We start from the raw sequence: 8,556 nt of genomic DNA, 5'->3' as shown, positions 1-8,556 counted from the left end.
GCCCGCATCGCCGACATGCCGCAGAACCGCCTCGACGACCTTCTGCCCTGGAATTGGGCAGCCGGAACTCTTGGGATCGAAAAGGTAGCCGCATAGCCACAGTATCACCGCAGGCCCTTCAAGCCGCGGTCCAGGCCGGACGGTTACCTCATTTTTGCTCTCATTCAGGTATTCGCACCTTACTGGCATCCGGATTATGTGGGTGAACAACGCCGCCTGATCACATTAGAAAACCAACTCGAGGCCATCCAAAGGCAGCTCGAAGAGTTTGAAATAACAGGCCCCTCGGTCCCTGATGCTGTAGACGGACCTGACCAGGTTGGTCCTCCGATGCCCGATAGCAACATTTCCGAAGGAGCTGATCCGTCTGATGCGAACTAATTGGCAGGCGGCTGCAGAAACAGAGTCGTTTCCTTCAAATGCAGCCTTCCATTTGGGACCTCTCCTAGGTCTGTCGACTGACCACCAGAGCGAGAAACGCTGAGACATCCATCAGCCAGTCCCTCTGTGCCGGCCTGAAGGTCTCATGGAGGCCTCGCGGCACCACCAGCTGCAGGAGTTTGGACCGCATCTCGTCGGTCTGGTTTTCCGACACCCCAGGCTGAAGGGTCAGAAGATGCTTCTGCTCAATCCTGATGGCTTCCGACAGCACCTGTCGCCAGCGGTCCTTGAGCGTGGATTTCGCTCCCAGCATTGTCAGGCGGGGCGAGGGGAAATCTGGATCACGGTATTCGTCCTGGCCGGGAAACAGGAAATCGGGCTTGTTTCGATTTTCCGTCTCGACCCCTCGCGCGTGGCGGAGACCGTGGACATCGAGAATGGCCGCCATGTGGTTCTCCAGAGCGGCACCGGCGCGCGACTTGCGTCGGTTCTGCACGCTCAGGGAAAACCCGAGGAAGCCGTCCACATCCACCGCATCCTCCGTGGCGAAGCCTTCCCGAATTCTTTCAGCCACGATGTGCCGCTCCAGCCTGCGGAAAAGCTGCTCCTCGCGCTCCATCCACAGGACCAGAGCCTCGTCGGGATCGTCCTTCGGATTCACCTCGGGAAGGGACATGCGCGCCAGTCCAGAAAGGACACGGGTGGGGGGGAACTTCAGGCCGAATTTTTCGATAAGGCTGTCGAGGCGATCCGCCTCGGGTTCTTCCGGCTCGATGCCAAGTTCGTCGAGGATGTAACGGGCCGCGAAGTCCAGCTCGGCATCCGTGTCCCTGCCGATCTCCTGCGATTCGAATGCCAGACCTATCTGATCGTCCAGTCCGAAGAGCCAGAGCAGCTGGTTCCGGATCGTTCCCCCATCTGGGGTGATGATGAACAGAAGGTGGCCGTCGGTCGTTCGGGCGAGGAACAGGATGTCGCCTGGCGACATCATGTCGGTTACGGGGTTGCTCTGGTAGTAGAGGCGCCATTCCGCACTCCGCTTGGGATCGTTACGGCGGGAGTCGTACCAGGAAAGCCACCCTTCTTCCGCGAGAGCCACCTGCTCCCCTTCCAGCCAGATGTAGGTCGCTGGAAAACGGTTGTCCTCACCGCCACGGGGAAATTTCCGGTCCTCGGGCCCGAGTATCCGGACGAGCGGTTCGGAGCCTGTCACCTCATGCTGGTTCGAGGAGTCGCGGCTGGCGTCCACCGGGGCCAGCTTCTTGACCGCCACACCATCGAAATGATGCGAGAGGTGGCCTCGCCTGATCGTCATTCCCGCCCCCGGATTTCCAGACTGTCGACATTGGATCGCAGCCAGTCCGCGCATGTCGCGATGACATCCTCCAAAGGAAGTCGGCTTCTCCCACGCAGGCTGCATTCCCAGACGATTCCCTGCCTCCACCCCAGTTCGCCGAGCGCCTGCAACACCACGGCATCCCGCTCCCTGTTCCGTGCGATCTTCGCCTGCCAGAATTCCGGACGCGTGCCAGGAAGGCGATGCAGATGACAGTCATGGCCGTGCCAGAAGCACCCGTTTGCGAAAAGCACCGCCCCATATCGAGGGAAAATGATGTCGGGGCTACCAGGCAGCGCACGGTCGTGCAGCCGGAAGCGGAAGCCTTGGGCATGCAGACCCTTTCGAAGGATCATCTCCGGCTTCGTGTTCGTCCCCCGAATCCTGGCCATGATCCGGCTGCGGATTTCGGGGGTCACGATATCAGGCATAGGCGGGTGTCTGCGGTCTCGCCGGCCTCGTGATGGTCGGCACGATGCGGTCCTTCTGCAGGGGCTGCCCCCCTGGAACCACGGCCCTGCGGATATGGGGTTCGATCGCTTTCGCGACATGCTCCACAACGGGGACCACCACCGCATTGCCGAACTGGCGGTAGGCCTGGGTGTCGGACACCCCGATCCGCCAGCGACGATCTCCCCGGTCAAATCCCATCAGGCGAGCGCACTCCAGCGGAGTGAGGCGTCGCGGCCTCTTCCCAGGCTGATCGATCAGGACTTCCGAGCCATCCTTGTAGTAGCGGGCCGAAAGGGTGCGCGCCACGTCGTCCGGGCCGAAGAGGCTGTACCCGAACCCGTTGCCCTTGGCCTGGTGCTTTGCCCGGTAATCCTGCAGGTACTGCCACAGGCGCGGTGTCAGCGTGTATTTCGGATCAACCTCCTCATGCGGCTGGAGAATGTCCTTCAGCTTTGGACCCGCGCTGGCATCCGGGAGCTCGACTGCCGCAAAGTCGAACTCCGTCGGCTCACGGAACCCGACGATGAAGATGCGCTCGCGCCGCTGGGGAACCCATGGCTCGGAGCTGATGACCCGGTGCTGGACATGGTAGCCCAGCTCGTTCCGCAAGACGTTCAGGATGGTCCCGAAGGTCCGGCCACCATCATGGCGCTCAAGATTCTTGACGTTCTCAAGGATGAAGGCCGCCGGCCGATGGTGGGCGATGATCTGGGCGGCATCGAAGAACAGGGTTCCCTGGGTGTCGCAAAGGAAACCGTGCGGCCGTTTCAGCGAATTCTTCTTTGAGACGCCCGCGATCGAAAATGCCTGACAGGGGAAGCCAGCCAGAAGCACGTCGTGCTCTGGGACCTTTCCGGGATCCGCCGAATACTCCCTGATGTCTCCACCGATCTCATGGTTGCTCCTGAAGTTGAGCGAATATGTCTTCTGGGCATTTGGATCCCATTCGGATGTGAAGACGCATCGGCCGCCGATCGCCTCGAATCCCAGTCGGAGGCCCCCGATGCCGGCGAAGAGATCGATGAAGCGGAAGGGGGCTGCATTCTTTTCCTGACCCGCAGACATCGGTGCCGCAGCATGCTCACGGAGTGTCCGGAGGGCGAGGCGGGAAACCCTGCCGCCGTCCTCATAGCGGTAGGCGGTCCGGACGGAGACCTCAAGAAGGTCCGCCGCCTGCTCGATCGTCAGGCAGGCCTGCTGCCGAAGGCTCGAGAATTCCGTCCGTTTGCTGCTGCGCATGCCGCTCCTGCCGAATCAGTCTCTGGGTCATATTTTGTCAAAGTGACAGAAGGCGGCCTCGTACGCAATGGATGTTCCTTTAATGTTCTATGCCAATCAACACCCCGTTCGGGAGGTCTGGGCATCGATGATCGGCAGCTTTGAAATTTCCCGAAACAGCGTTTTATGCTCGAAGTCGCCATAGTCTTCACCCACATTGGCGGGCGCATGTCCCTGCATGTACTGTCGGGCGCCAGGATTCATGTCTACACGCCTTGAGACCGTCGTGAACCTGTGCCGCCAGGCGTGGTTTGGCTGGATTTCTGTGTCGGTAATGCCAACCTCGTTCCGGACCCAGTTTGCAAGCCGCTCACCGACCTTTCGGTACTGGGCGTTTGCATCTGTTCCTCCACGACTCAGCGAAGGATCATAGAAGAGGGGGCCGGGTTTCGCCGTGGAGACAAATTCCAGAAACCCTTGATCGATGAGATGCGGATGGATCGGCACGTTGCGCGCATGGCCATCCTTGGTTGTTCCTGCTTCGGGGGTAATCCAGATCAACCAGATATCGTCGACCTTCTGTATGTCCTGTTTCCGCAGCTGGCCCATCTCTCCGACTCTCGCGCCAGTGTATGCGCACAGCCATGGAATCCATCTCCGTGCCATCCGATGATTGTGCCCGAGCCTTGCCGATTGCGGCTTCAAGGTTGCCCGCAGGATTAGCGTTGCCTCCTCGTCGGTGTAACCCTGCGGCCGCAGGCGCTTCTGCTTGCGCACTACGGTTTTGATTCCGCTTGCCGGATTGATGGTCAGACGCTTGTTGTCCACGGCCCACCCACACATTGCCCGCAGGGCCGCGATATGGGACTCGCGCACGTACTTGGGATCAAGGCCCTGATCCAGCAAGCTGTCTCGCCAGTCGATAATCCACTCGGTCGTAAGCTCGCGAAGGTCTGCGATCTCGCTTTGTACCCGGGCGATGTAGGGCCTCCACTTCTTGACGGTCTTGGGATTAAGATGGCTTCGCTTGGCATACAGATCGAAGATGTCCAGCGGAGCATAGGAAAACTTGGTCTCCTCGGGCTTGCGGACATCGGGCAGCGAGTCTGATGGAAATCGGTTCGCATCGGGATCGGGCCGATAGTCGCCCTTCGCCATGCGGTCCAGCTGTTCGCGTGCCTGTAGCACGGCCCGATCGACGGCGGTCCTGATCTTGGCACGATTATCGTCGTCGACCAGGAGCCCCTTGTCGGCAAGCCATCTGCTGGTGAACCTGTCGTTTCGTGTCAGGCGGAGTTTTTCAATCCATGCGCGGGTCTTTTCCGGGGCGGTGCCCATCGGAATGATCTTGGATTTTCCGTTGACGAAGGCCTGATCCAACATCAGAAATCCGATGCCACCTGGGACCTGATCAGGGTCCTCCTCGTGGATCGCCATCATTGCGCGGTAGATGTTCCCGGCGATCTCTTCGGCTTGCCTATGCGACAGCTTTTGTTGGCCCGCAGCCAGCTGTCTCCAGCGCGCCTCGACCTTCAGCGCGACCTCGGCGTGAAGGCGCTTGGCCTCCTCCGGATCGCGTGTTCCCAAACTGACTTTTTCCTCGGTCTTGCCGACCAAGGCTTGCAGGCATTCGGGCACCCGTTTGCGGAACCTGAAGATGCCTGTTTTCGGATCTCTGGTAGGACGTGCCATCGGAAGGACCATGTGTACCGCCTTTGTGTACCAATCTGGCGGTTACAGAATCCTTGATGCCCAAGGAATTGAGCGTTTTCAGCGACTTGATCGAGCGTATGGCGGAGAGGGGGGGATTCGAACCCCCGATACCCTTGCGAGTATGCCGCATTTCGAGTGCGGTGCATTCAACCACTCTGCCACCTCTCCATTGGGTCGGGCCGAGCGACGCCCGCTAGATAGCGATTGGCGTTGCCGGGCACAAGCCATTTCTCACGCCGATCTGCGATGGTCCTGAAGCCTTCCGAAGAAGCCTGTCGCGGCCTTGGCCCCACCGCTGCGGCGTCGGCTGAACAGCCTCAGTGCGCCTCGTCCCAGTTGCGGGCCGCGCGCGCGTCGACGGCCAGCGGCACCTTCATCGACAGGGCTGGCAGGGCGGCGTTCTCCATCACCTGCCGGATCACCGGGATCGCCCTTTCGGCTTCCGCCTCCGGCGCCTCGAAGATCAGCTCGTCATGGACCTGCAGGAGCATGCGCGTGTAATCCAGCCCCGCCTCGGCGAGCGCGGCTTCCATGCGGATCATGGCGCGGCGGATGATGTCGGCGGCCGATCCCTGGATCGGCGCGTTGATCGCCGCGCGCTCGTTGAAAGCGCGCATCGAGGGGTTGGAGGAGCGGATCTCGGGGTAATGGGCGCGGCGCCCGAAGATCGTCTCCACATAGCCGTTCTCGCGGGCAAAGGCCTTGGTGGCGTCCATATAGTCCTTGATGCCGGGGAAGCGCTCGAAATAGGCCTTGATGTAGCTTCCCGCCTCCTCGCGCGAGATGGAGAGCTGGTTGGCGAGCCCGAAGGCGGAAATGCCGTAGATGATGCCGAAATTGATCGCCTTGGCGCGCCGGCGCACCTCGCTTGGCATGCCTTCCACCGGCACACCGAACATTTCCGAGGCCGTCATGGCGTGGATGTCGACGCCGTCTTCAAAGGCCTGGCGCAATTGCGGGATGTCGGCGACATGGGCGAGCACGCGCAATTCGATCTGGCTGTAATCGGCGGAGATCAGGAGATTGCCGGGCTCCGCGATGAAGGCGGTGCGGATGCGCCGCCCCTCCGCCGTGCGGATGGGGATGTTCTGGAGGTTGGGCTCGGAGGAGGAAAGCCGCCCCGTCGTGGTGGCGGCCAGCGCATAGGAAGTGTGGACTCGCTTCGTCTCTGGATGGATGTAGCCCGGCAGCGCGTCCGTATAGGTGGATTTCAGCTTGGTCAGCTGGCGCCAGTCGACAATCCTGCGCGGCAGCTCGTGGCCGGCCGCGGCCAGATCCTCCAGTTCGCGTGCCGTGGTCGACCATTGCCCGGTCTTGGTCTTGGATCCGCCCGGCAGGCCCAGGCGCCCGAACAAAATGTCGCCCAGCTGCTTTGGCGAGCCGATGGTGAAGCGCTCGCCCACGAGTTGATAGACCTCGTCCTCGATGGCAGCAGCCTTTTGCGCCAGCTCGCCCGAAATGCGCGACAGGATCTGCCGGTCGACCGAGATGCCCTCCTGCTCCATGCGCGCCAGAACCGGCACCAAGGGGCGCTCCAGGCGCTCGTAGACGGAGACGAGCCCCTTGGCGACGAGGCGGGGCTTCAGCACCCGCCACAGGCGCAGCGTCACGTCGGCGTCCTCGGCTGCATAGGCCGTGGCCTTCTCGAGGTCCACCATGTCGAATGTGATCGCCGACTTGCCCGACCCGCAGACATCCTTGAAGGCGATCGGCGTATGGCCGAGCCAGCGTTCCGACAGCGCATCCATGCCCTGGCCGCCGGTCCCGGCATCGGTCACGTAGGAGATCAGCAGCGTGTCGTCATAGGGCGCGACGCCGATGCCGAGCCGCTGCATGACGACGAGATCGTATTTGAGGTTGTGGGCGATCTTCAGGACGGCCCTGTCCTCGAGCAGCTGCTTCAGCGCGGCAAGTGCCTCGGCTGTCGGCAGCTGGCCTTGCAGGAGCCCGCCGCCGAGCAGGTCGCCATCGCCTGCCTTGTGCGAAAGCGGGACATAGGCTGCGCGCCCGGGCGCCGTCGCGATCGAAAAGCCGCAGAGTTCTGCCTGCATGGGATCGAGCGAATTCGTCTCGGTGTCGAAAGCGACGATGCCGGCCTCGCGCGCCGCCTCGATCCAGCTTTCCAGTTCTGCCATGTCGGTGATGGTGACATAGGCCGAGCGGTCGATCCGGTCGCTCATGGCGGCCTGGGCGCGCGCATCCGCCAGCATCTGCGGCGTCAGCGCCCCGTCTGCGCGCGGCTCGCCCGAAGGCGCGATCTCTCCCTCGGCGCCCGGTTCCGCGGTGCCGCTCGCCGGCACGGTCAGGTCCGGCCCATGCGCGGCACCGGCTGTTTCCACCTCGACATGCGCAGGCTCGATCTCGCCGGCATCAGCGCCCGTCGCCTCGGCGACACGGCGGGTCAGCGAAGAGAATTCCATCGCCTTCAGAAAGCCGATCAGCTTCGGCCCGTCGGGCGGGTTGAGCGCCAGCGTCTCCAGCCCGTCGCCGACCGGGGCGTCATCGCGCAGCCGCACCAGCTCGCGCGAGATCCGGGCCATTTCCGCGTGCTCGATCAGATTCTCGCGGCGCTTGTTCTGCTTGATCTCGCCGGCACGCGCCAGAAGCGTGTCGAGATCGCCGAATTCCTCCAGCAGCTGGGCGGCCGTCTTCGGCCCGATGCCCGGCACGCCCGGCACGTTGTCGACCGAATCGCCCGTCAGCGCCTGCAGGTCGATCATCTTTTCCGGGCCCACGCCCCATTTCTCGATGACCTCGGGAACCTTGATCTCGCGGTCCTTCATCGGGTCGTACATGGAGACTGAAGGACCGACCAGCTGCATCAAATCCTTGTCGGAAGAGATGATGGTCGTGTCGCCGCCGGCCTCGCATGCGAGCCTGGCATAGGTTGCGATCAGATCGTCGGCCTCGAAGCCCTCCATCTCGATACAGGGCAGGTCGAAGGCGCGCGTCGCCTGTCGGATCAGCGCGAATTGGGGCACCAGATCCTCGGGCGGGGCGCTGCGGTTGGCCTTGTACTGGGGATAGAGCTCGTTGCGGAAGGTCTTGGACGAATGGTCGAAGATCACTGCAAAATGCGTCGGGGTGACGCCGACATCGGTATCGCGCGCATTCTGCAGGAGCTTCCACAGCATGTTGCAGAACCCCGACACCGCACCGATCGGCAATCCGTCGGATTTGCGCGTCAGCGGCGGCAATGCGTGATAGGCCCGGAAGATGTATCCCGAACCGTCGACGAGGAAAAGATGGTCGCCCTTTTTCATGGCGCAAACGGGTAGCGCGGGGAGGGGGACATGTCCATCGTCAATGCACCGCAGAAAGCACATGCTGGAACATCAGGAACCCGCTACTGACAAGGGCTGGCAAGGATCACGTCCATGTTACGTACTTGTAATGTTCGTGCCCTTGAATTGCCACGTTCGAATTCCAATTTTTCGGTCATCGGCAATTGATGC

General features: G+C 62.0%; 5 protein-coding genes and 1 tRNA gene. All 6 read right to left on the bottom strand.

What is annotated here, in order from left to right; translation table 11 throughout:
• Window positions 1–445: 445 nt before the first annotated feature.
• A complete protein-coding gene (locus GRZ55_RS09435) occupies window positions 446–1,696 on the bottom strand; it encodes a type II restriction endonuclease (RefSeq protein ID WP_210257285.1) in 1,251 nt (416 codons plus the stop codon).
• Window positions 1,693–2,148: a very short patch repair endonuclease gene (locus GRZ55_RS09430; RefSeq protein ID WP_169286640.1), complete on the bottom strand. Its 456-nt coding sequence runs from the start codon at window positions 2,146–2,148 to the stop codon at window positions 1,693–1,695. Before GRZ55_RS09430 ends, GRZ55_RS09435 begins: the two co-directional genes overlap by 4 nt.
• The gene (gene dcm / locus GRZ55_RS09425) at window positions 2,141–3,409 is read right to left on the bottom strand and encodes a DNA (cytosine-5-)-methyltransferase (protein ID WP_169286639.1); all 1,269 of its coding nucleotides are present in this window, start codon (window positions 3,407–3,409) and stop codon (window positions 2,141–2,143) included. The genes GRZ55_RS09430 and dcm overlap by 8 nt, the downstream gene beginning before the upstream one ends.
• A gap of 96 nt (window positions 3,410–3,505) precedes the next feature.
• Window positions 3,506–5,092, bottom strand: coding sequence for a DUF6538 domain-containing protein (locus GRZ55_RS09420; RefSeq protein WP_169286638.1), 1,587 nt, complete (start codon window positions 5,090–5,092; stop codon window positions 3,506–3,508).
• Window positions 5,093–5,179: 87 nt separating this feature from the next.
• Window positions 5,180–5,269: transfer RNA gene (locus tag GRZ55_RS09415), tRNA-Ser, on the bottom strand.
• A 149-nt stretch (window positions 5,270–5,418) separates the two neighbouring features.
• Complete coding sequence (gene polA, locus GRZ55_RS09410) at window positions 5,419–8,364, bottom strand: DNA polymerase I (RefSeq protein WP_169286637.1); 2,946 nt, start codon at window positions 8,362–8,364, stop codon at window positions 5,419–5,421.
• Window positions 8,365–8,556 lie beyond the last annotated feature (192 nt).

This window comes from Chelativorans sp. ZYF759 (assembly GCF_012911015.1).
GTDB lineage: Bacteria > Pseudomonadota > Alphaproteobacteria > Rhizobiales > Rhizobiaceae > ZYF759.
Note: the sequence above shows the minus strand (reverse complement) of the source record. Positions and strands in the feature narration are given on the sequence as shown.